Origin of the sequence: Thalassoglobus polymorphus, assembly GCF_007744255.1 — a bacterium.
GTDB classification, from domain to species: Bacteria; Planctomycetota; Planctomycetia; order Planctomycetales; family Planctomycetaceae; genus Thalassoglobus; species Thalassoglobus polymorphus.
The window spans coordinates 107,870-133,560 of the sequence record NZ_CP036267.1 but is presented as its reverse complement, the minus strand read 5'-3'; the positions used below and the strand labels follow the sequence as shown (position 1 = coordinate 133,560).

Sequence of the window (25,691 nt, the reverse complement as noted above, 5' to 3'; positions counted from 1 at the left end):
AGCAGAGTTTCTTTATCCAGTGCCAACGCTTCAAAGTTGTTGTTGAGTGTTCAATTTGTCGACCTCGTCGATTGCGAGGAGAGAAGGAAATCTCATGAAATTCCGTCCACCAACTCTCGAACGCAACATTTGCAGTGTGAAAAGAGGGTGAAGATTGGAATCCACCCTCATTGATGCAATAATGATCTCGTGTTTAGAGCAGTTTGCTCTCCCATGTGTCCGTGAAGAACGCGTTTCACCAGTGAAATTAATGTTCGCCACGAGGCAGGACGCGAACACCAATTCGAAAAATGCTCTAATTTTGACATTCTTTGCCGTGAGCCGAGTTGCTCTTCCCGGCTGATTGAAAGTGAATCTTTGATGAACCGAAATCTCATTCTAGCTGTGGTTGTCTCCCAGGGACTCTTCGCATTTTCACAGCTTCAAGCAGAAGCACCGACTACACGAACTGCACAAAAAGTTCGCCAGCCGGCCTCAGCAGATTGGCCCTCCTGGCGGGGACCAAATGGGGATGGACATGCTTCACCCGATCAGAAGGCGCCTGTCAAATGGGATGAGAAAACCAACATCGCCTGGAAGAAGGCGATCCCGGGAAAAGGGCATGGCTCGCCGATTGTCGTTGGGGAACACGTTTACTTAGCAACATCTGTCGACGAAAAGGAAACGCGATCGCTGCTTTGCCTGAATCGAAAGACAGGAGAGATCGAGTGGGAAACGGTAGTCCATCAGGGTCATGCAGTTCTTCCACGAAACAAAAAAGGGACACAAGCCTCCTCGACACCTGCCTGTGATGGCGAGCGATTGTTTATCAACTTCCTGAACGATGACGCCATGTACACATCGGCACTGTCGCTTGAAGGTGAAATTTTATGGCAGCGGAAAATCTCTGACTATGTTGTCCATCAGGGATTCGGTTCGTCTCCCGTCATCCATGAACAACTCGTGATTGTCGTCGCTGACAATAAGTCCGGAGGAGCGATTGCCGGTTTGAACCGAGAGACAGGCGAAGTCGTCTGGAAACGCGACCGTCCCGAAACTCCAAACTACCCTTCACCAGTCATCATGGAAACCTCGGGCAAAGTGCAGCTGATCATGATCGGCTGTGATCTGGTGACGAGTCTTGATCCACTCACCGGGAAAGAGAACTGGGAAATCGAAGGCGCAACGACAGAGTGCGTCACATCGACAGTGACTAATGGAGACCTGATTTACACGACCGGCGGCTACCCGAAGAACCATGTCGCTGCCGTCCGAACTGATGGATCAGGAAAAACGGAATGGGAGAATGGCGTACGAGTTTATGTCCCCTCCTTACTCATTAAAGATGGGTACTTGTACGGCGTCACCGATGCCGGAGTTGCCATGTGCTGGAATGCAGCCACTGGTAAAGAGGTCTGGAAAGGCCGTCTCGGCGGAACATTTTCATCCTCGCCCGTCTTGGTCGGAAACTTGATTTATGTTTCGAATGAGGCGAGTGAATCGTTCATCTTCGAGGCCTCTCCAGATGAGTTCACACTTGTTTCGAAAAACAATCTTGAAAATGTTTGTTTCTCGACGCCTGCAATTTGCGGCGGACAAATTTTCATACGTGTCGCCCAACAAACTGGTGAAGCACGTCAGGAATATGTGTACTGTATCGCTGAGACACCGAGCCAGTCTGATAACTAATACAACCGACAAAGTGCGACTCGCTCGATTGATTGCTGTGTAAAATTGCATGAAAGACGCGAGTCGCAAATGTCGAAAATCTGATCACTACTACGACAATTGCGACTGTCGTAACAGGTTAATCACATCCTCTCCGAATTTTCGATGAAACCTCTTCGCATTCTTTCAAGCAGCTGACGCGCATTGACGAGAATTCAGTCTGTGCTTCTTGGTCTTGCTTTGTAGACGCTCTGCAACTGCTGTTTGGCCAATCCATCGAAGAACGCATTTTGTCGTTGAGGAAATTATGCCACTATCAATTCTGGGAATGGGGACCGCACTCCCTGAAACAACTGTCACTCAAGACGAGTCCCTCCGAATCGCGCAGCTACTTGCCGAAGGTCATCCCGAACTGATTGACACCCTCAGCCGGTTGTATCCCAAGACAACAATTCAGCAACGTCACGTTGTCCATGATCCAATCATGCTGAAAAATTTGCTTTCTAAAGCTGAGATTGCGAATCAGGAAGCAGACGAAATTCGCTCAAATGGCGGTCCGGGAACGTTTCACCGTCTCCAGCTGGTCGACAAAGCTGCCGGCCCACTCGCCGCTGAAGCTGCATTGAAAGCACTCGAGGAAGCAGGCTTGTCTGCAGCAGATGTGACTCATCTGGTTACGGTCTCCAGTACCGCCGGTTCGGCTCCAGGTTTTGACTCAGCCCTTATCGAATCGATTGGGCTCTCCAAACACGTTGAGCGAACCAATGTCGGCATGATGATGTGCCAGGCAGCGATGAACGGACTGCGAGTTTCCAACGCCTTCGCAAGTTCCGAAACCGACGCAGTGGTATTGATGGTTTCACTCGAAATTTGCAGTGCCCATTACGACTTGCAGCCGATGCCGAAGAAGCTCGTGACAAATGCGATTTTCGCAGACGGAGCAGCTGCCGTTGTCGGAACATCAAGACCGACTTCAGACTGGCAAGTCGATTTGAGTCGTGGGTACTTACTCAATAACGAACGCGACAATTTGCGAGTCGCCTTCGGAGATCAAGGACTCGACATTCGCCTCTCGACGAAGGTCCCTTTACTCATTGAAGACAAGCTGGGAGATTGGGTCAAAGGTTGGTTGAACGAGTCGGGCATGAAGCTCTCAGACATCCGCTCCTGGGCAATTCATCCGGGTGGACCAAAGATTCTCGAAGCTGCCAGTGCGTCACTCGGGATTACCCGGCAAGACATTCAGGACAGCTGGGATGTTCTCTCTGACGTAGGAAACATGTCCTCGCCAACGGTTCTGTTCATCCTTGATCGTTTGCGAAAACGAAATGCAGAACTCCCATGTGTTGCAATTGCATTTGGCCCCGGCCTCACAATTGAAGCGACACTCATCGGGAAAGCTGCAGCCGGTGTCGCCAATACAGATCCGCAAGACATCGCGGCTTAACGAAAGCTTGAATTTCGCGGGCAGTTTGCATCTCGGCAAGCCCGCTGAGAGCATCTTCATGCTCAATACTTTTCGTGCCTCAGTGAAGAACGCGATTCATCAATAAAATCGCTGTTCGCCACGAGGCAAAAAGAAAAGACCTGTATTGGATTTACTATAGCAAGCCTCTGCAGGCTGCGACTTAAAACAGCTTCGAGTGACTGGAGTACCGTTTCAGGTACTCCTTCATCTTCAGCTTTCTCTTGGTGCTTTCGCTGGTCATGTAGCGAATCTTTCCGTAGACACTTCGCTCGGGCCCCCAGGCACGATCGTATCGTCCCAGAACCCAGAAGATGCCGGAGTAACTGTTCGGGTTGCGACCATCGACTGCGTACTTGTTGTTAAGCTCGATCATAATCTGAATGGCGTCTCGCGGAGTTTCGCTCCACTCGAAGATCTTCTTTCCCCAGAGCATTCGCAGGTAGTTGTGCATGCGGCCTTCTTGCACAAGTTGACGTTGAGCAGCATTCCAGACTTCATCATGAGTGCTTGCTGATTCAAACTCACTCAGAGAGTAGACATACTCCCGTTCATCGTGGAGATGCTCCTCCAGCGTCGTCTTTGCCCAATCGGGAAGTGACTCGTACTTGTCGTAGTTCGACTCATGGGAACACATGTTGTATCCCAATTCTCTCCAGGTGATCACCTCATCAAGATAACCTTCTGCATGCTCGGACATTCCCCACCAACCTTCACGCGACCCGTTGGGCTTCTCTGCAACGTTTGCTGGCGTCCAACCTTCACGGGCGGCGATTTCAGAAAAAATCGTATGAGCCGAAATGTGTCCAAAATGTAAGTAGGGTGAGAGTCGACTACTCGCATCGGTATCGGGATGATTTCGATCATCGGCATAACGCTCGAAGCCATCGTCGAGGAACTCTTTCAGCGTCCTCGTAGCTGCGACTTCTCCTCCATCGAACGAGGCAGGCTTTACCGCATGGTCAATGGGAAAAGTTTTCAAGACATCAGCGGTGGCAGTTAACGTCAGATCAGTCGCTTCTGGCCATTTTGAAAGAATCTGCTGGGGAACCTCGCCAGTCTGCGGGAGATCGAGCTGATTCAAAAAGTTTTCGTTCGGCACATTATCAAGATGCTCAAGAATTTCTTTTTGCAGAAAGCGTCGAAACGAATGTGCTTTGGTGAACACTCGATCTGTTGCGGACATCGGGAACAGTCCGTTGGAATCAACAGCTTCCAACTTGACCTTCACTCGACGAGAAACAACCTTCAGCATTGTTGGGATGAAGAAACATGGAAAATCATCCGTGACGACAACACATGCTTTCTTAGCGAGTTCTTCGAGCAATCCTTTCCCATCGTTTGGCTCAGGCTCGACGTAGCAGTAGTAAGTCAGCGGGGCGTTTTTGAAAGACTCTCGTTGATTCGCCATTCCCTGTAGAATGAACTTGTGTAATCGGTCACTTGCCCAGCGATATTTTACGCGAACTGCTTCAAAGACAATCAGCGGTTTACCGAGTCGTTGAGCCCATTCAGCTGCTCGCTCTAACGAGAAATTCGAACGCGAGCGTCGATTCGCAATCATCCAATATAAAATGTAATCCCCCGACGGATTAACATCGTGATTGTTCAACGCGCGAATTCGTTTTTCGGGGACATTATTCATTCAACGCTCCGATGGCGGTTCTTGTGTTCTCGAACTCGCCGAACCTGACAGCAAGTTTTATCTGGCGATAATGGAAGATTTTTTCGAGATCTGGACGCACGATCAGATCGTGAATGAGTTTCCCGCCGGGGACGTCGTACATCACTCGATCACGCATCAACGTTCCTCCATCAATTTCCTCAAAAGTATGTTCGTGAATCCACTTCTTGTATGGGCCTCGCAACTGGGAATCGACGAAGCAGTAAGGAGGTTCCCAAACCTGGATTTCCGTTCGCCAACGGACAGGCACGAATCGCAGCCTCAATTTGTAGTCAATCAGAGTCCCGACGGACATTTCAATCGGTGCTGGTGTGAGAATTCGGAAGTTCAACCAAGGTGGGGTGATCTCCTCCAGATTCCCAGCATCACCGAAATACTCGAACAGTTCTGAACGCGATTGATGGAAGCGTTGCTCGACCTCAAAAGCCCAGCCATCGCCTCTATTCTGCTCAAATTTCATTTTCTCAAGGGACTTTCGTGATTCTTGGGTGAGTGGAACCTGCTTTTCAGGTCTAGAAATGCGCTTTTCAAGGGCAACGATAGAGCAATTTGCTCTTAATAGACTCTAGACATTTCAAACATTTCGTCGACTTTTGCCCTCCAGCGAATCAAAACGATCTCAATTGTCTTGTTCGCGGTCCTGACTCAAACAGCATCACTCGTCTCGAAACCGGGAGTTCACTACACTCCGAGCGATTCACCGCCATGAGGAAAGCTATGACTGAAACACTCATCGTTGGGCTGGAAGTCCACGTTCAGCTATTAACAAAATCAAAGATCTTTTGCGGCTGTGCAAACCGCTTCAATCCAGATGCCCCCAATACGCAAACCTGCCCGGTTTGTCTCGGTCATCCAGGATCGTTGCCGGTCATGAATGAAGAAGCCTTTCGGTTGTCGTTGATCACCGCGACCGCGATCAATTGCGAAATTGCTCCATTCACAAAATGGGACCGCAAGCAGTATTTCTATCCCGATCTCCCCAAGGGATATCAAATCAGCCAGTTCGACCTCCCCTTCAGTCACGATGGTTGGCTGGAAGTGACCAGCGACGATGGCTCGCGACGCAAGATCCGCATCAACCGTGCTCACCTCGAAGAAGATGCCGGAAAGAACATTCACGATGAATCGGGACGCGGCAACGATAGCCAGGTCGATTTAAATCGAACAGGAACTCCACTTCTGGAGATTGTCAGCGAGCCAGACATTCGCTCGGCGGCGGAAGCGAAGTCGTATCTGGAAGAACTTCATTTGTTGCTGACTTTCCTGGGCGTTTCTGACTGCAACATGCAGGAAGGTTCGCTGCGCTGCGATGCGAATGTGAACCTGCATTACGGCGAAGGGGACGAGAAAGTCGCCACGCCGATTGTGGAAGTGAAAAACCTCAACAGTTTTCGAGCGGTCGAGGCGTCAATCGAATACGAAGCCGAGCGTCAGCGGAAAATCTTCGCTGAGACCGGTCGCAAACTCGGCGACCCTGGGGTCTCAAAAGAGACACGCGGCTGGGACGCCAATCGAAATGCCACTTTTGGGCAACGCGGAAAAGAAGAAGCTTCTGACTATCGATACTTTCCTGATCCAGATTTGATCCCGGTCACGGTTTCGAGAGAACAAGTCGAAGCGATCAAAGCGGCTTTACCAGAACCGCCTGCCACTCGACGACGTCGCTTCGAGAACGAACTCGGCCTCTCAGCTTACGATGCCGATGTCATCGTCAATCAGGGAAAAGATCTGGCGGACTATTATGAAGAAGTTGTTGCAGTCTGTCGCGACGGAAAGCAAGCTGCCAACTGGGTCACTCAAGATATTCTGCGAGAGATGAAAGAACGTTCGTTTGAAATTAGCGAATTCCCAATTCACTCAGAATTGTTGGGAACCATCATTCAGCGAGTCGTCGATAAGAAAATCACAAACAAAAGCGGCCGCGAAGTGTTAGGAGTTCTTCTCGAAGATGCCGACGAAGAACGCGAATTGACTCTGTCGCGAGTTGATGAAATCATCCAGGAACGCGGATTAGAAATCGTCTCGGATACAGGTGCTCTCGATGAGGCAATTCAGGCCGCGATTGCAGAGAGCCCCAAGGCTGTCGAAGACTTCAAAGCCGGGAAACAACAGGCTGTCGGAGCACTCATTGGAAAAGTCATGCGCGTCGCCAAAGGGGCCGACGCCAAAGCTGTGCGAGAAATGATCATCAAAAAGTTGCAGGGTATGGATTAGGGTTCACTGCTCGATGTGCAGCTTCCCTGCTGTACAACCACTGACATTTTCAATGCCATTTCCAATGCCATTGAACAGAGATCAATTCCGTTTGATATCTCTCGTTTTTCCTGTTTACGGCCAATTCTGACATTGCACATGAATTCACCGGGCTAAGATTGGTAGAGTGTTTAGCGTGTTCAGGTGAAACGTACTCGTCCCGCCTGAATTCATTATCAACATTGAAGCGAACCGCACTCGTTGAGTGTGTGCTTCGTAAATCATTCTCTGGAAGATCGAATGCAGGAACTTCGTAAAGATCCGATTGTGGGTCGCTGGGTCATTATTGCCCCCGAGCGATTGACGCGTCCCCAGAATGTGAGCGATGCGGATGAACTCTCAACAACGAGCTTTGATCCATTTCTGGAGGGACATGAAGACGCAACGACTCCGGAGATCATGGCTTACCGAAACTCTGGTGAAGCCAACGAACCGGGGTGGCGTGTTCGTGTGATCCCGAACAAATTCCCAGCTGTCACAGTCGAAGGACAACTCGACAAACGGGGCGTCGGTATCTATGACATGATGAACGGCATTGGCGCTCATGAAGTGATCGTGGAGTGTCCCCACCGCGAACAGAATATGTCGCGGCTGAGTGTCGAAAACATTCGGGAAGTCTTCTGGGTGTATCACGACCGACTTGTCGATCTAAAACGTGATACCCGTTTGGTTCATGGCTTGATTTTCAAGAACAAGGGGGCGCGTGCCGGGGCGTCGCTGGACCATTCCCATTCACAATTGATCGTCAGTCCGATCGTCCCCATTACGATTCAGGAAGAGCTCGACGGCGCTGAAAAGTTCTACAAGTACCGAGGACGGTCAATCTTTTCAGACATGATTCAGCAGGAACTGGCGACCGGCGAACGGATTGTCATGGAGACCGAACACTTCGTCGTGATGTGTCCGTATGCGAGTCGATTTCCATTTGAAACGTGGATTGTTCCGCGTCAACAGGCCAGCCACTTCGAGACAGCCACGCAAGCGGTGGTCGAAGATTTAGGAACTGTGATGAAATCGATTCTCACGAAAATGGAACTCGGTCTTGATGATCCACCTTACAACTACGTGCTTCACACAGCTCCATTTTCGAGCCCAAACCTGCCACACTTTCGCTGGCACATTGAACTCTTCCCTCGCCTGAGTCGCGTCGCCGGTTTCGAATGGGGCAGTGGTTTTTACATTAACACTGTTCCCCCGGAAGAAGCAGCACAATTCTTGCGAGGAACAGAATTAACGTTCACGTAGGAAACCTTGTGTCTCACCGAATGAGTCAGCAGTTCGGATGTCTGGTGAGGCAGGTTGCGAAGCGATTCCTGGACATGTATTCTGTGAAATCATCGGAATCGTTCCTCAGTGGAATGGTCGGGCACGGCCTGAAGCATCGAGAACAGTCAGTCTGAAGGAAGAACATCATGGATCACATTAACGGTTCTTTGGGTCGAAAATTGAACATGGCCCTCGTCGGCGGGGGACAAGGTTCGTTTATCGGTCGTGTGCATAATGTCGCTGCGATTCTAGATAATCGTGCACAGTTAGTAGCCGGTGCGCTTTCATCAAACCCAGAACGGGCAAAAGCATCCGCTCCATTTTACGACATCTCTCCCGACCGGGCGTACGGCTCTTTTCAAGAGTTGGTCGACACCGAAGCAGCTCTCCCGGAAGGTCAACGGGTTGACTTCGTCTCTATCGCAACTCCGAACCATACTCACTTCGAAGTTGCCAAAGCGGCACTCGCAAGAGGATTCAACGTTGTTTGCGATAAGCCGATGACGTTTGACCTCGCGCAGGCTGAGGAACTCGTCAAGCTGGTCGAAGCTTCGGGATCTGTCTTCGCACTCACTCACAACTACACTGGCTATCCGTTAGTGCGACAGGCACGCGAGATGATCCTCGGCGGAGAACTTGGAGTCATTCAGGCGATCCGCAGTAACTATATTCAAGGCTGGCTGAGAACCCGGCTGGAAAGCGAAGATCAGAAACAGGCAGCCTGGCGAGCTGATCCAGCAAAATCTGGAGCTGCCGGTGGCTTTGGTGATATTGGAACTCATGCTTATAACCTCGCCCGCTACATGACTGGGGAACTCCCTGAAGAAGTCTCTTGCACCTTAAAGGTCTTTGAAGAAGGGCGTCAGCTGGACGACTATGGTCACGCGGTGATTCGCATGGAAAATGGTGGTTTGACGACAGTCACCGCCAGCCAGATTTCACACGGACGCGAAAATGATCTGTTCATCGAAATCGACGGAACCAAAGGAGCGATCTCCTGGCGTCAGGAAGACCCCAATCAAATGATGGTTCGCCGAAACGGCGAACCGTGGCACGTTTACACTCGCAATCCCAATGCTCCGTTCACGACAGAACTGGCTGCCGCGTCGAGTCGTTTGCCGGGAGGGCATCCGGAAGCGTTCTTCGAAGCGTTCGCGAATGTCTATCGCTTTGCTTATGACGACATGATCAAACGTGCTGCCGGTGAACCTTTTGAAAAGAGAGACACCATCTACCCGAATGTGTACGACGGGATCGAAGGGATGTACTTCATTCAGCAGTGCGTTGCCAGTAGTGCCGAAAATGGGGCGTGGTTGCCACTCAAACATCCTTTGGCACGACGGTAAAAACCAGTTCATGGAGCTTCACCATTCCTGGTAAAGTTGTATTTCTCATTAGAAAAGGACGTTCGAAACATGGCCAACGAGACTCAGGAAGAATCCCCCAAAGGTGAAGAGTCGAACACCGAGCAACAGCAGCAACAAGTTCGGATTGAGCTCGACGACACCGGAGTGGATGCACTGTACGCGAACCTGTGTCGCGTCTCGAGCACCCCTGAAGAAGTCATTTTAGACCTCGCTGTGAACCCCAACCCAACGGGCGTACCGACCCAGAAGCTACAGGTCTCGCAGCGAGTCATCCTGAATCATTACACCGCCAAGCGACTTGCCGCGTTACTCACGGCAACCGTACAACGACATGAACAGGCCTTTGGGCGGCTGGAAATCGATGTTCGAAAGCGGCTGATCTCCGAGACCACTTAAAGTTCCGCATGTTTTCGGAAAGAGACCTCTCAGTTTTCGAAGCTTCAACAATTTCCAGATATATCGCGAAAAGGAGCTTCAATTCGATCATTTTGATTGCAGCCCTGTTGGTGACATCAGGAAACAGGAGGGCCTTTGGTCCTCCTTCTTTTCTATCAACGTTTTCAATACAGGAGAGAATTTTGTCCGAGCACCCGGAAGGATTCACACCGTCCGATGACGACTCCGAGAATTCCGATGATGAAGCAGCTAACATGGGGGAATCCCAACCGGTGCAAGGGCAGGTCCGGCACAACAACATCAGTGCTCGCGTTCCCGATTCTGTGGGGCAAGGCGTTCTGAGTAACGGTGTGATGATCCTCACAGGGAAGTTCGAAATTGTCCTCGATTTCGCACTACGCATGGGAGAGCAACAGCGGATTGTTGCTCGCTGCATCTTACCGCGTGCGGTCGCGACACAGTTTACCGGAGCATTGCGTGAAAATATGCGGATCTACGAAGCCCGCTTCGGCCCGCTCCCAACTGTTCCCAGACCAGTCACTAGCGAAAGCGAACACTCTCTGGACGAGGGAGGAGATCCAGAACCTCGGCCTGAAGAATCTTCCGCACCGAATCATCCGGAAAACCAACCAGCTCCTCCACCGGAACCTCCGAACATCCAAGACATTTACGATGAGCTCAAAATCTCGGACGAAATGATGTCTGGATGTTATTCGAATGCTGTATTAATCCGGCACTCCGGGACGGAGTTCTGTCTCGACTTTATCACGAATTTTTTCCCGCGATCCGCAGTTTCCGCTCGTGTGTTTCTGGCAGCCCCGCACGTCAAGCCGCTTTTGAATTCACTCGAACGATCATTGGAGCCCCCTCCCGGGACAAGCCAGGATTTTGCGTGATGAGCATTCGGAAGCTGCAAGCTTGCGAATGATCGAGAATACGACTGTCACTTCTTTATTTCCTAAGACATCAGATCCATTATGCACGCAGTGATACTAGGGGCTGGAACAGTCGGACGTTCAATCGCTGAGATTCTCGTTCAACACGATGTCGATGTCTGCATTATCGACGAGCAGCGAGAAGTGTTGAACCAGGTTGAAGAGCAACTGGATGTCCAAACGGTTCTCGGATCGGCTTGCGAAGCAATCCCGCTGTTTCAGGCGGGGGTGCAAAACGCCGACTTGTGTCTGGCAGTCACCAGTCGAGATGAAGTTAATTTGGTTGGCGGAAGCTTATCCAAAGTGATGGGTGCGAAACGAACTGTCGCCCGAGTCTTCAACCCGGCTTACCGCGACATCAGCACGTTCGACTACCAGCGGCATTTCGGAATCGATCGACTACTCAGCCTCGAAAAATTGACTGCCTTGGAACTGGCAAAAGGCCTGAGCGCTCCGGGGCTGTTCGCTGTTGAGAACTTTGCACGAGGTGGAGTCCAGGTTTTAGAAGCCAGTGTCGCGAAGCGTTCCAAAGCGGTGGGGCAGACGATTCGGGAATTGAGGTTACCTCCTACCGTTCGAATTGGTCTGCTCGTCGGTGAACATGGGCCTTGTGTTCCTAATGCCGAACAAGCAATCCGAGCGGGTGACCGTGTGACCCTGATCGGTAAGCAGGAAGCGCTAGACGACATCAGAAGCCTGTTTGAACCACGTACACAACCGACGATGTCTGTCATCATCGCTGGTGGCGGTGAGATCGGTTTTCACCTGGCGAAACTTCTCGATAGCAAACGCTATCGTGTCGTCATTCTGGAATCGGATCCGAAACGCTGTAAGCACCTTTCGGTTCGTTTGGAATTCGCAACAGTCCTCACGGGAGATGCCACGATCCGCAGCGAACTCGAAGAAGCGAGAGTGAGCTCAACCGATGTCTTCGTTGCAGCCATGGGACGCGATGAAGACAACATCGTTTGTGGCGTCGAGGCGAAAGAACTTGGGGCAAAACGGATTCTCAGCATTGTTCGCCGACCAGATTATGCGAACGTTCTTGAACGAATCGGAATTGATATCGCAGTCAGTCCCCGTGAGGTGATGGCTGGGGAAATCATCGGCATGGTCCTGACTGGCCCAATCAATCGGAAAAGTGAGATCGCCGGAGGGGCCGCCGAAGTCTGGGAGGTTCAAGTTGAAGAAGGGGCTCCCTGCTTAGATGCCAAACTCAAAGAATTGAAAATTAAAGATTGCCTCATCGCGGCCATTGTTCGAGAAGACTTTGTTGAAGTTGCAAAAGGAGATGACCAACTTCGACCGGAAGACACAGCCGTGATCATTGTCCAGAGAGGATTCGAAGAGGCGGCACTCGCTTGGTTTACAGCACCAGTTCCGTCATGACACCGAACTCTCCCAAGATTCTTGGAATCGGAACCGTCACGGTTGACCACGTGATGACTGTTTCCGACTTCCCGGCTCCTGATACCAAAAATGAAGCGATCTCGACTCGCTTTCAAGTCGGTGGACCAGTCCCGATCGCACTGGCTCAACTCTCCCGGTTTGGCCACTCGACAAATTTCCTGAGTGCTTGGGGAGATGACCCATTTGGGAATCTGGTGCAGGAGCGGCTCAACGCTGAGGGAATTGCTTTTTCACCTGCGTGCCGCGGAGACTTCGCAACGTCGGTCACTCAAATCTGGTTGAAAGAATCAACCGGTCAGAGAACATTGGTCACCTCTCGGACCAATGGTGCAGCCATGGCTGAGTTCCTCACCGCTGACTTTATGAGCCAGTTCAATGTCCTGCACCTGGACTGCTGGCCATCCGAAGCCGCTCTTCTCGCCGCAAGGTTCATGAAAGAGAATGGTGGGTTCGTTTGTGTCGACACAGGCTCACCGAAGGCAGGAGTCGAAGAGATCTTGCGAATCGCGGACGTTGTGAACTGCCCGAAGCGGTTTTGCGAAATCTTCTTGAACGAATCTGATCTTGCGGAAGCGAGTCGAAAAATCTCAACGTTCGGCCCGAAGATTGTGACAGTTACCGATGGAGAAAATGGATCGGTTCTTCATACTCAAGGCGAAACGTTTCATCAGCCTGCACTGAAGTTCGGCAACATCATAGACACGAATGGAGCGGGAGACAGTTTCTCAGGAGCGGTCATACATGGCGTTCTTCAAGACTGGCCGCCACAGAAAGTGTTGAAGTTCGCAGCCACCTGCGCCGGCTTGAAATGTACTCAAGCGGGAAACGATGCGGCACTCCCGAACGAAGTTGATGTGCTTCAGCGGATGAATACAAAGGTTTCTCCGGAGAACTGAAAAAACATCATTCGGCGCGTGAGTCTTTCTCAGACGTTTTCTCAGGTGTTTTGGATTCAGCTAACTGCGGAAGGATATCAAGAACGTACTTCGCAAGATTCGTAGCCGCCTTGACGGCTCCTTCTCGTATCTTCCAGAGATCCTTCACGCTCGATGGGCGTTTGAAGATGGTCCCGACCAATGCCCCGCTGCGAATCGTTCCTTTCGGACCGAAGATTGCGAGCACCTCTTTCGGCAGGTCTTCGCTCATGTCATCGCTGATAGCTCGAATTGCGATAAATCCAGTATTTCGATCTTTGCATACCTGAGCGACAGCGTGTGATTCCATATCGACCGCAATTGCTTGCGTCCGTTCGTTGAGTTCCCGTTTCTCCTCTCGTGTCCTCACGATGTGGTCAACAGTGCAGAGTTTTCCAACGTGGAGATGCCGCTTGGGGTCACTTTGCATTCCGAGTTGCTGAACGATTTCGTCGCGCCCGTTCTGGCGGATCAGCGAGTTGCCGACAACAAGATCTCCAAGCCCCATCTTTTCAATTAAGGCCCCAGAAAGACCAGCTGAGAGAATCCAACTCGGTTGAACGGCATCGATCAGAGCATGCGCTGCCTGTGTTGCAAGTTCGTACCCAACAGCTCCTTCGACAACGATGACACGAACTTCATCCAGTGCACAGTCGTAGTATTTGAGTCCATTGCCGGATTGATTCCGAGAAGGATTCAAGCGGTCCAGCAACGGACTGGCTTCCAGATGCAGCGCACAGACGATGCCGATCGTTGTCCGTTTTTCTTCAGATTGCTCTTTTTGAACGTGAGTCATGCCGACTCCTCACTGGCTGAAGCGGTGTTCTCCTTATCGCGCTGAGTCGCTTGTTGATCCAGTCGTTCAAGCGTGTCGCAAAGGATATCGACAGAGTCTCGTCTTTCCAGAAATTTTGCCATGATGGCGTACTCATCTGCATTGGTGACAGCGGAGACAAACGGTAAAAAAAACTGCATGAGCTGCGATCCCAAATAGTTTAGCGGACGTGCCGATTGTAAAAGCGTGACCGCCGGCAGGGTCATATGTCGACGAACCACTTCTTGGCACAAACGTTCCACTAGCACCAGCTCCTTCTCAGTCGGAGGTGCGGTGTCGGTATCGACAGCGAATGCGTGTTTCAGCCAGGACTTGAGGGACATCTTGAAAACCGGTGACTCAATGATTCAGGGAATTATTTAGAACTGGTCCTGAAACCTGATATTGCTCACTCAAACATTGAGACAAGCGGCTATTCCAGAGGTTTTCGGACTGGTTCTAGCATTTTACCGTCCATTCGAGCAGGGTGATAGAAACATGCAGCGAAGAGTTTTTCACACTGGCAGAACCTGAGAACTCCAAAGAAAACAAGGCTCCTCTCTACGATTTCATCAGTCTTGCCCGGGATTATAAAATCAATAGCGTTCCCATTGGACATTCTCGGCATGAATTCCGACACTCATTGAAGTGCAGAGGCTCTTCGAAAGGCGAAGAAAAAGCGGAACCTCAACAGTGCGAGAGTTACGCTCAAGCCAACACGCTCCGCACCTGAGCGGGTTCATAGCGAAGACAGCTCTGTTGAATGAATCACCAAAAGTCCCCTCAGAAACAGACATCGAACCTGTATTTCAAAGCAACACTTATGACAGAGCAACCGCCGTTCTTATGTTTGGACCCCAGCGACAACATTGTTGTCGCAAGACGCTTCGCTCGTGAAGGAGATCTGTTCCACTCTCATGAAGCACAGATCGCAGCGAGTGAGCGGATCGACATGGGCCACAAGATGGCGATTCAAGAGATCGCGCAGGGCGAAGCAATTCGAAAGTTTGGACAACCGATTGGATTTGCGACTAAGCCAATTCAACCGGGCCAATGGGTTCACACACACAATGTGGGACTCGGCGAGCTTGGACATTCGTATGAGTTTTGCACCGCAATCAACGAGGTTCCCAAGCCGAACGCTGAACGGACGTTTCAAGGATATCGCCGCGCCGATGGTCGAGCTGCAACGCGAAACTATCTCGGAATCATCAGTACGGTGAACTGTTCCGCGACGTCTTCCAAATACATTGCCAACGCTTTTGATGAATCGATTTTAGCTGACTATCCGAACATCGATGGGGTTGTCGCCCTTTCGCATCAAGGAGGGTGTGCTTATGAGTATGGCGGAACCGATCATCGATTACTGGCACGAACATTGGCTGGGTTTGCCGAACATGCCAACATCGCTGCGTATTTGATTGTTGGTCTCGGTTGCGAAACGGCTCAGGCGAGCTTTCTGGCAGAGGAACACAATCTTGTCCAGTTGAACGTCAGTTCCGAAGTCGCGAAAAAACCGTTGATCATGAACATTCAAGATCAAGGCGGAGTTGCGAAGACTGTCCGGCGAGGAGTCGAGGCACTCAAGGAACTTCTTCCAGACGCCAATAATGTTCAGCGAGTCCCGATCCCAGTCTCGGAGATTATTCTTGGAACGGAATGTGGGGGAAGTGATGGCAACAGTGGAGTGACAGCGAATCCAGCGTTAGGAATTACGAGTGACCTGCTCGTTGGGCATGGCGGGACATCCATCCTTGCGGAGGTTCCTGAGATCTACGGTGGGGAACATTTACTGACACGCCGCGCCATCACAAAAGATGTGGCAGACAAACTTCTCGAACGAATCAAATGGTGGGAAGACTATGCCAAACTCTTTGGTGCAAAAATTGACAACAACCCTTCGGTCGGAAACAAGAAGGGTGGCCTGACGACAATCTTCGAGAAGTCCCTGGGAGCCATCGCCAAGGGGGGAAGTTCCCCACTTCGAGCGGTTTATGAATTCGCAGAGAAGGTCCAGGAGAAAGGCTTCGTCGTGATGGACACTCCCGGTTACGACCCCCCTTCTGTGACCGGAATGATTGCCGGCGGAGCGAACATGGTGGTCTTCACAACCGGACGGGGAAGCTGCTTTGGCTGCAAGCCCGTCCCGACGATCAAGGTCGCCACAAACACTCCCATGTACAACCGCATGATTGACGACATGGACATCAATGCCGGAACGATTCTTGATGGTGATGCAACAGTCGAGTCGGTTGGCGAAACGATTTTCGAGAAGATTATCTCTGTTGCCAGCGGAGAACAGACGAAGAGTGAAGCTCAGAACATTGGTGACGAAGAATTCTGTCCCTGGACGCCAGGCCCCATTTTCTAGAACTGGTCTCAAAACTTGATGTACCCGTGAAGCTCACTTTCATAACTTCAAGTGACTGCTTTCCACGAAACAAAGCGCAAAGACCAATTCCAGATCGCGAACGCCATCCGTTTTTCACCCGATTTTCATCAATTCAAATCTGCGTTGATCCGTTTCATCGGTGATCTCCACTTGGCGTTTCGCTGAGCAAAAGCTCTCAGGTGGCACGCTGGAACAGGCGGATGGGTGTATTTCGGTTGAAATTCTGCAATCATAGAGCTTCACATCAATGTTAGATTGTGGATCTTAGTAGGGTGCGCAAATTGCGGAGACTCTTCGAAATCCCCAGTCTTGAAACATCTTATATTGGTTGACACAAACACGATTGGAAAAAATATGTCTGAGACATCACGCCGAGACTTCATGAAAACGACATCGGTTGCCGCCGTAGGAGCAGGTTTACTGAGCAGTGTCGCTAACCGTGCTTACGCTGCTGGAGATGAAGTGATTCGCATTGGACTCGTCGGCTGTGGTGGACGAGGAACCGGAGCAGCTTCTCAGGCGTTACAGTCTCCGGGAAACGTTGAACTCGTGGCCATGGGCGATGCGTTTCAGGACCAGATGGATCGCTCGCTGACAAACATTGAAAAGGCTGTCAAAAAAGATGAGTCAGCACATATTCAAGTTGCTCAGGAAAACATGTTCGTCGGATTCGACGCCTACAAAAAAGTGATCGACAGCGGAATCGACCTCGTGATTCTGGCGACTCCTCCCGGCTTTCGTCCAATGATGTTCGAGTATGCCGTTGAGAAGGGTGTCCATGTCTTCATGGAAAAACCGGTTGCAACCGACGCTGCCGGAGTTCGCAAAGTTCTTGAAGCTGCAAAGGTCGCGAAAGAGAAAAAACTGAAAGTCGGCGTTGGACTCCAACGACATCACCAGGCCTGCTATGAGGAGTTCATTAAGAGAATTCACGATGGCCAGATTGGCGACGTTCGTGCACTCCGGGTTTATTGGAATGGTGGAGGAGTTTGGGACCCGCGTAAGACTCGTGATGAAGTCAAGACTGAGATGGAGTACCAGATGCGGAACTGGTACTACTACAACTGGTTGTGCGGGGATCACATCAACGAGCAACACATCCACAACCTCGACGTCGGAAACTGGATCATGCAACAGTATCCAGTGAGCGCTGTCGGGATGGGGGGACGAGAAGTTCGTACAGATAAGAAGTACGGTGAAATCTTTGATCACCACGCTGTTCAGTTCACATACGAAGATGGAACTGTGATGTTCAGCGAATGTCGCCACATCCGAAACTGCTGGAACTCTGTGACCGAACATGCTCACGGAACCAACGGACGGATGGACCTCTCCAGTAATCCGCGTAACTGCAAATTGACCTGGGCACAAAGTGGCAATGTGGAGAGATTCAAGGGTGACACCAGCAACCCGTATCAGGTTGAACACAACACTCTGTTCTCTGCGATTCGCAATGACGAAGAGTACAGTGAAGCAGAATACGGAGCGATGAGTACAATGACCGCGATCCTGGGGCGAATGTGTACTTATTCCGGAAAAGAAATCACAATGGAAAAAGCTCTGACAGAAGGGCCACAAATTGTGCCGAACCCGGAAGACTTGTCATGGGATCTGATGCCACCAGCGAAACCAGATGCTAATGGCGTCTACCCAGTTCCCGTTCCAGGCGTGACTGACGTTTTTGCGAGCTAAAGCAATTCCATTACTTGTCTAGCGCGTGAAACTCAATTTCATGACTGCATAGACTGCTCGCCACAAGCCAGAACGTAGAGACGAAGCATGAGGCCGACGTTGCTTGATAACGTCGGCCTTTTGCGTGGACCTTAAAGATTTTTTCGAATTGGTGTTCGCGTTCTGCCTCGTGGCAAACCGCTCTAATAATTTTTGAGGAAAGATGCGATGCGACAAATGAAACTGTTCAAGGGAGTCGAGATGGAAATCTCCGCGCTGGAAACGGAAGTCAATGAATGGATTCAGGAAAACGGAATCGCGGTCATTTCAATTTCCGGAAACATCACTCCGCAATCGCACTCAAGCAGAGGACAAGAGCGGATGAGTGGCTCGGACATATTGATTATTGTCGAGTACGAAAAGTAATCGCCCCCATGACATCACTCACTTGAAGTCTCGGTGAAGTTTATTCGTCGAAGGTGAACATTCCTTCGCGGGCGATACTGTCGATCGGTTTTCTCCCGGACGGCTGTTCAAGAGATTGATAGTTCTCAGGGAGATCCTCGGGACTTCCAGGATGACCGATGGCGATCATGCAGTGGGGATCGAAACCATCCGGAACATTCAAATCCCGCTTCGAAGCACCTCGGTCAAAACCTGCCATTGGATGGGCGACCAAGCCGATGCTTGCCGCTTGCAACAACAGGTTTTGTGTTGCAAGTCCCGCATCGAATTGATGGACGGGGTTCGGCTTGCCGTTTTTCGTAAATTTATCTCTCGAAAAGACGACAACAAGAGCTCCTGCTTTTTGACACCAGGCTTGATTCGCCTCTCCCAACAAATCAAAGAACGTTGACCAGTGGGCAGTCTGGTTCCGAGCGAACAAGAAACGCCATTCCTGCTCGTTGTATGTTGAGGGAGCCCAGCGAGCAGCTTCGAACAGGCGATTCAGCGATTCGAGTTCGACAGATTCTCCGCTCATCGCCCTCGGCGACCAACGTTTGAGAAACAGCTCTTCGACTGGGTGGTCGCTCTTTCGATGTTCGAGTGGGTTGGGGAGATTTGTCATTGTTCGAATTCTTTCACAGCGTGAAGTGTCGAGAGTATTTAGAATCAGTCCGAAAACCTCTGAAATGGCCGCTTTTTTCAACGTTTGACGGAGCAGCTTCAAGTTTCAGGATCAGTTCCAAGAACAGACTACAGATTATAGGGCATTTCCGATCCTTGTCGTGCCCATGAAGAAGCTGTTCTCTCAGGAAAAACACTGAACTCCGCGATACGGATCGCGTACGTACCCTCTACATAAGAACTTCCTGTTTCATCGAGTCGCCTCTTTTAGGGTGATTTCCACTTAGCCACATCTTGAAACAGGGAGTTGCTGTTTTGAATTCAGTGAGCCGGGAAATGTTTGTATACTTTGCGGAGAAGTTTGTCTCAATCGTTTTCAATTCAGGATTTTCACAGTGTCACCGGACGTTTCTTCAGAAGCTGAATGCTCAACTTCACAAGTTGGCAACCAACAATTTGTCAATATCGCTGCGTATCAGTTTGTGTCGTTGGATCAGTTGGAGCGACGCCGTGAAGAATTGAGAGAACTGTGCAATCGCCTGGCACTGAAAGGGACAATCCTGCTCACTCCTGAAGGGATCAATTTATTCCTTGCTGGAAGTCGCGAAGCTATTGACGAATTTCTCTCATTCATTCGAAGCGAGCCGACTCTGGCAGAGATTCCAGTCAAAGAGAGCTTCAGCGATTATCAACCGTTTGAGCGAATGCTGGTAAAAATCAAGGAAGAGATCATCGCTTTCGGTGTCGATGGAGTTGATCCTCGCGAAAAGACATCAAAGAAGCTTCCAGCTACGAAACTGAAAGAATGGCTCGACGCTGGAAAGGAAATGATCCTGCTTGATACGCGAAACGACTACGAAGTTCGAGTCGGCACATTTGAGGACGCTCTCCCGATTGGGGTCGACCATTTCCGAGATTTCCCCAAAGCTGTCGAGAAACTCCCTGAAGAGACGAAAGAGCGGCCCATTGTGATGTTTTGCACTGGTGGGATTCGCTGCGAGAAAGCGGGACCGTTTATGGAGCAGGCGGGATTCAAAGATGTGTATCAGCTTGAGGGAGGGATTCTGAAGTATTTCGAAGAATGTGGCGGCGAACATTACACTGGTGAATGTTTCGTTTTCGATAAACGTGTCGCACTCGACCCAGCTCTCAAGGAAACAGAAACAACTCAGTGTTACGCCTGCTTGGCACCACTGACGAAAGAGGACCAGCTTTCCGACCTCTATGATCCTCCTCACGGTTGCCCGCACTGCCATGAATCCCCTGAGCAAAAGCAACAAAAAAAACTGCAACAGCGACTTGAGAAGCTGCAGGAAGTAACAAATCCGTTGCCGGGAAGTGTTCCCTACGAGAATGCCCTTCCGCTCAACGTTCCCGCACAGTTCGATCAATCGACACTGTTAGAATTTCTCACAGGACGATTCCCCCAATTCAGCCAAGAGCATTGGCAACTGGAGTGTGACCAGAATCGAATTCAGCGAGAAGGCAAAGCCATCCCGAGTGATCAAATTGTTCGTGCAGGAAATCAGTTTGCACATCTGGTTCCGGCAACTGTGGAACCGGCTGTCTCTACTGAAATTTCGATCTTGCACGAAGACGAATCACTGGTCGTCGTGAATAAGCCGGCTCCCCTGCCCATTCACCCGAGTGGACGGTTCCATCGAAATACTTTGCAATGGATTTTGAATGAGGTGTACCACCCATTCCACTTGCGTCCAGCACATCGGCTCGATGCCAACACGACGGGTGTTGTTGTCTTCTGTAAAACACGATCTGTTTCCAAAGCAGTGCAGCCGCAATTCACGGAAGGGAGCGTCGAAAAAGTCTACTTGGCGAGAGTTCAGGGCGAGGTCGACTGGGAATCCCGGACTTGCAGTGTCGGCATCAGCCGTGAGGCCGGCGAATGTGGCGGTCGAGTGGTCGACAATGAAGACGGACTCAAGGCCGAGACACATTTTGAGCGCGTCCAGCACTTCGATGATGGAACAACCTTGTTGCGAGTTGTCCCGAAAACAGGACGAACGAATCAAATTCGCGTTCACCTTTGGCATCTTGGTCACCCAATTGTTGGCGATCCGCTTTATTTGCCCGAACAACGATATGGTGAGACTCAAACACACGAGCCTGGTCAAGAAATGTGTTTGCATGCTTTAGAATTGACCCTTTTACATCCCGATTCAGAGCAAAGAGTGGCCTTCTCCACAGCCCCTCCTGAATGGTCGAAACCCTCGTAACTTGTTGTCAATTCACGACGTCGAGCAACTTCGTCCTGTGGACGTGGTGTTCCGTCGACACAAAAACGAGAAATTTGTTGCCACGATGCAACCTGTGACGTAGGTTCTTGTACCCTCAAAACAACATTGCTCCCGGCAATCTGATTGTTGCTCTTTCCGCTTCCGACAGGAGTCGAACGCAGAAAGATTCACACGATGTGAAGCAACTTTCGGACGTGTTCAGATTTTTAGAACTGATCCTGAAACTTGAAACTGCTCTCTCAAACGTTGAGAAAAGCGGCCATATCGAGTTTTTCGGACTGCTTCAAAAAAACTGAACCTTTCCAGTGCGTTCCCCGACGCGCTGTGAGAACACGTATGGTTCGTCGGTTGAGCGCAAGTTCTCTCTGATCGGTCCTTGTGACCTGAGTTCTCGTTCACCAACCCTCGAGCCCTGAATGCCGCGTAGCGCAGCAGTAGATACAGAACTGCCCCTCTGTCTTTACTGTCGATGAAATTACAACATTACAACGAATCGACTGCGTCCCATCCGTCACAGTCGGGCGATCCAGTCATCGCCATGAAAAGTGAGATTCTCGATGAGCACTCAAGGCTCCCTTCTTGTTGTTGATGATGACAATCACATTTGTGAGGCGATGGCGGACTACTTACGTAGCCTCGGTCATCGAACGGAAACGGCAACGACCTGCCGGTCTGCGTTGGATCGCATTAAGGAATACAACTTTCATGTTGTTGTTTGTGATGTGAATCTTCCTGACCAGGATGGGTTTCAGCTTCTCGAATGGGTTGTCGCCAACAAACCTGAAACGTCCGTAATCCTGCTCACAGGTTACGGGACAATCGAAAGCGCAGTCGAAGCAATTCGGCTCGGTGCGTTCGACTATCTCACAAAACCGGTGATTGACGATGAACTGAATTTTTCGATTCAACGTGCACTCGGACAACGGAAAATTGTGGAAGAGAACAAGAAACTGAAGCAGCAACTGAATGAGAAACACGGAATCTCGAACATCATCGGTCGCGATTATAAGATGGCGAAGATGTTCGATTTAATCGAAAGCGTTTCCGATACTCGCACGACCGTTTTGATTCTCGGAGAGAACGGCACTGGAAAAACAATGACCGCCCGAGCGGTGCATCAACTGAGTTCACGAAGAGACAAACCGTTTGTAGAAGTTGCCTGCGGTGCACTTCCAGATGCACTGCTGGAAAGTGAATTATTCGGGCATGTCGAAGGCGCCTTCACCGGAGCCTCTCGCGACAAAGAAGGAAAGTTCCTTCAAGCAGATGGTGGAACACTCTTCCTTGATGAAATCGGAACAGCTTCCCCGAGCTTACAAGTGAAATTGCTCCGAGTCTTGCAAGATCGAGAATTTGAGCCTGTCGGCGGAACAAAAACTCACAAGGTCGATGTCCGGCTCATTCTGGCGACAAATGAAAGTCTCGAAGAACGAGTCGCATCCGGTGATTTCCGTCAGGATTTGTACTACCGAATCAACGTCATCTCCGTCACACAACCGCCGCTCCGGGAGCGTTTGGGCGATATCCCACTCCTTCTTGAGCACTACATTGCAGAATTCAATTCTCAAACCGGAAAGTCGATTCGCGGATTTGACGACCAGGCGCTTCAAGCACTGCAACGCTACAACTGGCCCGGAAACGTTCGCGAGCTGGTCAACGTTGTAGAACGTGCCATTGTCTTGTCCAAAAACGATATCATCACCCCCATGGACTTGCCCGAGCAACTTCGACGAGACCCCGTTGAACAACCTGGCGCGATGAATCGCCTTGCCGGAAACGCGAACTTGAAAACCGCCCTGGCCAATCCTGAACGACAAATCATCCTCGATGCTCTGGAACAGAATGGATGGAACCGTCAGGACACCGCTCGCTTACTGGGCATCAACCGGACGACGCTCTACAAGAAGATGAAGAAGTACGACATCACATACGAAAACCACGCACAAATCTTCTAGAGCGGTTTGCTCTACCGTGTGCCCGTGAAGAGAGTGAAGGCGAATACGTTTTCACAATGCACTTTCAGAGTATGCACTTTCAGAGTATGCACTAAAAGAAATCCCGAGTGCCACTGTGTGCGATGTCACATCGAACACAAAGCTTGAAGCAAGGAGAGAAGGCTTCAGGCGACTGATCGCTAAGAGAGAATCAGCGAACAAAAGTGACACCCGGGATGGCGGAGAGCGAGTTGCCCCGTGCGAGCGAATCGGACTTAGTTTGCTCCGTCGACCTTCGTGACAAAGGCTGTATCCACGGCACTCATCCCGCCGTAGTAACGTGCTTTGACACGCAACACGACATCGCGCTCGAAGGCTGACGAACTTTCAGATCGTTGCAGGAATGTCTGAACAGGCCAGATCTCTGTCCAGATGAACTGGCGTTTAAAGTCGCCGAGATACCAATCTTGCTTCGCACTGCCTCCCTGCTCGTCGATGAATGGTGAGCTGAGTACTTCCAGCATGTTGTGCACCGGGTTTGCATGCCGCGTTTCACCATCGGCGGTGGTGACGTTGACCTCAGTCGAATTCACAATGCTGCGAGCAGTTCCGCGAAGTGCTTCAGGAACGAGTAACTGTTTCGCCGGGACAATAATCGGACGCTGATCGCCGTCAATGCGGTCATCTTTGACCTCGGTGGCTCGATAGCTGAGAATCTCTTCGACGTCAGTCCAGTCGACCAATGGAACAGCGTCAGAGAAATCAGAGGAAGTCGTATTTGTGACTCCCACAAAGTTTCTGTTCGAACCGTCTCCGGCGTACAACGCCTGGCCCGTCCCCGATGGACGATAGACGAATTTCCCGACAGCGGCGTCGGCATCGGTGACCGCACGGACAATAGTCCGTTCACGTTCTTGACGGAGGTAATAACCGAGCGCCATCGCGCGGCGGTTGATCTCCCCAGTTTGATCAAAAGCAATCAACTCTTCGTTAATACTGAGAATCCGGCCTTGTTTGGATTCCTGCGAGGTCACAAACTTTTCTTCGAAAGTGGACTCTTCGTAGTTGTGTCCTTCTGCGACTTCAGTTGGGCCTGCAAGTGCCCGGAAACCGGCGATGCGAGTGTTTCGCAAGTTGCTTGGAATCACAGTCACCAAATTATCGCCAATGAATCCGGAATCATCCGCGTATCCTTCGATCACTTTGCGACCAATCAATTCTCCGGTGACGACCTGGAAGAGATGGCTGCTGACTCCGGGATTCGATTCCTGCAATAAGTGCGTGAGTGCTCCAGGTGATTCAAGAGCAAGATCGAGCGACCGACTTGATTCCTGAAGAGAGCGAAGTTGTGACAGAACCCCACAAGCGTCAGCCAGTTCGCGGTAAGAGAAGTCATCAGGGGTCAGTTTCTTTTCATTGAGTAACTCAACGACTTTGTGATAGAAGCCAGCGGCTCCGTGGGATTCAATCAGAGTTTTAACAGGAGTTCCGTACATTGAGACCTCAACGATTCTAGAGTGGTGTCTTCTGAATGGGATTCAAAATCTGGGATTCAATTTCTGAGCAAAAGAGAATCCGCCGATTGAAAGCGAATGAATTCATGTCATGGGCTTTGTCTTGGTTGAGCCGCCAAAGCATCGCAAGTTATTAACCGAGGCCAGCGTGAACATTGGCACTCGAAGTACAGAAGGCTGAGCAGAGTGTCACTCGGATCGATGAGACGGTCCCGTTTGTAAACTCTGCAGAACGAGCAATCGCACTTCCGGCAGGCGCAGCTTCGATTTGCTGGTTCATCAAGCTGGAAGAGTTTTCGTCAGGACCGATCGGTTGGCCGAGTTCATAATTGCCCGGACTGCAATCGAGTTCGTAAACGCTGTCAGAACTGATATCGACGGAGATCGGAAGTGCATCGCCTGGTCCGGAAGCTTGGTGAGCGATCCCGAGAAACTTTGCAGAAAAGTCTGCCTGCGTGGTGGCAAGATCGGTGTTCCAATCCAAATCGGAAGCGGGGCGTGCAAGTGTTCCATCGAGCCAGAGAAGATCACCTGCTTCGATAATGGTATTCGCATCGACGCGGATTTTCCTCAATTGAACTTGTCCAGAACGAAAGCGAAGTCTGTTCATGGTTGTACTCTTTAGCTAAAGGTGAGTGAGAATTTGAGAGGACTCAGGTCATTCGTGCTCGGCATCATGAGCGATGACCGCCAATGACTCTCCGGG

Annotated in this window: 21 protein-coding genes; 14 read left to right on the top strand and 7 right to left on the bottom strand. The window is 50.7% G+C overall.

Translation table 11 applies throughout. The features are described from left to right. Nucleotides 1–360 precede the first annotated feature (360 nt). Together Mal48_RS00430 and Mal48_RS00425 are read left to right on the top strand one after the other, a co-directional pair. Complete coding sequence (locus Mal48_RS00430) at nt 361–1,668, top strand: outer membrane protein assembly factor BamB family protein (protein ID WP_145195104.1); 1,308 nt, start codon at nt 361–363, stop codon at nt 1,666–1,668. A gap of 286 nt (nt 1,669–1,954) precedes the next feature. After that, on the top strand, nt 1,955–3,094 hold the full coding sequence (locus Mal48_RS00425; protein ID WP_145195102.1) for a type III polyketide synthase: 1,140 nt from the start codon (nt 1,955–1,957) through the stop codon (nt 3,092–3,094). Between the two features lie 181 nt (nt 3,095–3,275). Here the strand turns inward: Mal48_RS00425 and Mal48_RS00420 are convergent, their stop codons facing one another. Beyond that, nucleotides 3,276–4,757, bottom strand: coding sequence for a cryptochrome/DNA photolyase family protein (locus Mal48_RS00420; protein ID WP_145195100.1), 1,482 nt, complete (start codon nt 4,755–4,757; stop codon nt 3,276–3,278). Further along, nucleotides 4,750–5,256 carry an SRPBCC family protein gene (locus Mal48_RS00415; RefSeq protein ID WP_145195098.1) on the bottom strand — a complete coding sequence of 169 codons (507 nt, stop codon included), beginning with the start codon at nt 5,254–5,256 and terminating at the stop codon, nt 4,750–4,752. Before Mal48_RS00415 ends, Mal48_RS00420 begins: the two co-directional genes overlap by 8 nt. Nucleotides 5,257–5,513: 257 nt before the next feature. On the opposite strand from Mal48_RS00415, the gene gatB reads away from it, so the two are divergent. From gatB to Mal48_RS00380, 7 genes are all read left to right on the top strand, one after another. Then, nucleotides 5,514–7,010, top strand: a complete 1,497-nt coding sequence (gene gatB / locus Mal48_RS00410) for an Asp-tRNA(Asn)/Glu-tRNA(Gln) amidotransferase subunit GatB (RefSeq protein ID WP_145195096.1) — start codon at nt 5,514–5,516, stop codon at nt 7,008–7,010. A 279-nt stretch (nt 7,011–7,289) separates the two neighbouring features. Then, nucleotides 7,290–8,294: a galactose-1-phosphate uridylyltransferase gene (galT, locus tag Mal48_RS00405; protein WP_145195094.1), complete on the top strand. Its 1,005-nt coding sequence runs from the start codon at nt 7,290–7,292 to the stop codon at nt 8,292–8,294. 167 nt (nt 8,295–8,461) lie between these two features. Next, nucleotides 8,462–9,661 carry a Gfo/Idh/MocA family protein gene (locus Mal48_RS00400; protein WP_197441935.1) on the top strand — a complete coding sequence of 400 codons (1,200 nt, stop codon included), beginning with the start codon at nt 8,462–8,464 and terminating at the stop codon, nt 9,659–9,661. A gap of 69 nt (nt 9,662–9,730) precedes the next feature. Continuing rightward, nucleotides 9,731–10,078 carry a DUF3467 domain-containing protein gene (locus tag Mal48_RS00395; RefSeq protein WP_145195092.1) on the top strand — a complete coding sequence of 116 codons (348 nt, stop codon included), beginning with the start codon at nt 9,731–9,733 and terminating at the stop codon, nt 10,076–10,078. A gap of 182 nt (nt 10,079–10,260) precedes the next feature. Beyond that, the gene (locus tag Mal48_RS00390; RefSeq protein ID WP_197441934.1) at nt 10,261–10,974 is read left to right on the top strand and encodes a DUF3467 domain-containing protein; all 714 of its coding nucleotides are present in this window, start codon (nt 10,261–10,263) and stop codon (nt 10,972–10,974) included. Between the two features lie 81 nt (nt 10,975–11,055). Beyond that, the gene (gene trkA, locus Mal48_RS00385) at nt 11,056–12,402 is read left to right on the top strand and encodes a Trk system potassium transporter TrkA (RefSeq protein WP_145195088.1); all 1,347 of its coding nucleotides are present in this window, start codon (nt 11,056–11,058) and stop codon (nt 12,400–12,402) included. Continuing rightward, the gene (locus Mal48_RS00380; RefSeq protein ID WP_145195086.1) at nt 12,399–13,319 is read left to right on the top strand and encodes a carbohydrate kinase family protein; all 921 of its coding nucleotides are present in this window, start codon (nt 12,399–12,401) and stop codon (nt 13,317–13,319) included. Before trkA ends, Mal48_RS00380 begins: the two co-directional genes overlap by 4 nt. A 7-nt stretch (nt 13,320–13,326) precedes the next feature. Here Mal48_RS00380 and Mal48_RS00375 read toward each other — a convergent pair whose 3' ends face one another. Both Mal48_RS00375 and Mal48_RS00370 read right to left on the bottom strand, forming a co-directional pair. Further along, entirely contained in the window at nt 13,327–14,133 is an 807-nt protein-coding gene (locus Mal48_RS00375; protein WP_145195084.1) for a phosphorylase family protein, read from the bottom strand. After that, on the bottom strand, nt 14,130–14,495 hold the full coding sequence (locus Mal48_RS00370; protein ID WP_145195082.1) for a hypothetical protein: 366 nt from the start codon (nt 14,493–14,495) through the stop codon (nt 14,130–14,132). Before Mal48_RS00370 ends, Mal48_RS00375 begins: the two co-directional genes overlap by 4 nt. Nucleotides 14,496–14,974: 479 nt before the next feature. Here Mal48_RS00370 and Mal48_RS00365 point away from each other — a divergent pair, with 479 nt between their 5' ends. From Mal48_RS00365 to Mal48_RS00355, 3 genes are all read left to right on the top strand, one after another. Next, a complete protein-coding gene (locus Mal48_RS00365) occupies nt 14,975–16,522 on the top strand; it encodes a UxaA family hydrolase (protein ID WP_145195080.1) in 1,548 nt (515 codons plus the stop codon). A 375-nt stretch (nt 16,523–16,897) separates the two neighbouring features. Continuing rightward, nucleotides 16,898–18,235, top strand: coding sequence for a Gfo/Idh/MocA family oxidoreductase (locus Mal48_RS00360; protein ID WP_145195078.1), 1,338 nt, complete (start codon nt 16,898–16,900; stop codon nt 18,233–18,235). Between the two features lie 207 nt (nt 18,236–18,442). Beyond that, nucleotides 18,443–18,640, top strand: coding sequence for a hypothetical protein (locus Mal48_RS00355; RefSeq protein ID WP_145195076.1), 198 nt, complete (start codon nt 18,443–18,445; stop codon nt 18,638–18,640). Nucleotides 18,641–18,680: 40 nt separating this feature from the next. Here Mal48_RS00355 and Mal48_RS00350 read toward each other — a convergent pair whose 3' ends face one another. Beyond that, nucleotides 18,681–19,283: a nitroreductase family protein gene (locus Mal48_RS00350; protein ID WP_145195074.1), complete on the bottom strand. Its 603-nt coding sequence runs from the start codon at nt 19,281–19,283 to the stop codon at nt 18,681–18,683. A 394-nt stretch (nt 19,284–19,677) separates the two neighbouring features. On the opposite strand from Mal48_RS00350, the gene Mal48_RS00345 reads away from it, so the two are divergent. Together Mal48_RS00345 and Mal48_RS00340 are read left to right on the top strand one after the other, a co-directional pair. Next, nucleotides 19,678–21,516, top strand: coding sequence for a sulfurtransferase (locus Mal48_RS00345; RefSeq protein ID WP_145195073.1), 1,839 nt, complete (start codon nt 19,678–19,680; stop codon nt 21,514–21,516). Nucleotides 21,517–22,094: 578 nt separating this feature from the next. Further along, nucleotides 22,095–23,492: a sigma-54-dependent transcriptional regulator gene (locus Mal48_RS00340; protein WP_145195071.1), complete on the top strand. Its 1,398-nt coding sequence runs from the start codon at nt 22,095–22,097 to the stop codon at nt 23,490–23,492. Nucleotides 23,493–23,746: 254 nt separating this feature from the next. Here Mal48_RS00340 and Mal48_RS00335 read toward each other — a convergent pair whose 3' ends face one another. After that, nucleotides 23,747–24,967 carry a phage major capsid protein gene (locus tag Mal48_RS00335; RefSeq protein WP_145195069.1) on the bottom strand — a complete coding sequence of 407 codons (1,221 nt, stop codon included), beginning with the start codon at nt 24,965–24,967 and terminating at the stop codon, nt 23,747–23,749. A gap of 151 nt (nt 24,968–25,118) precedes the next feature. Next, the gene (locus tag Mal48_RS00330) at nt 25,119–25,595 is read right to left on the bottom strand and encodes a hypothetical protein (RefSeq protein WP_145195067.1); all 477 of its coding nucleotides are present in this window, start codon (nt 25,593–25,595) and stop codon (nt 25,119–25,121) included. Nucleotides 25,596–25,691: the final 96 nt, after the last annotated feature.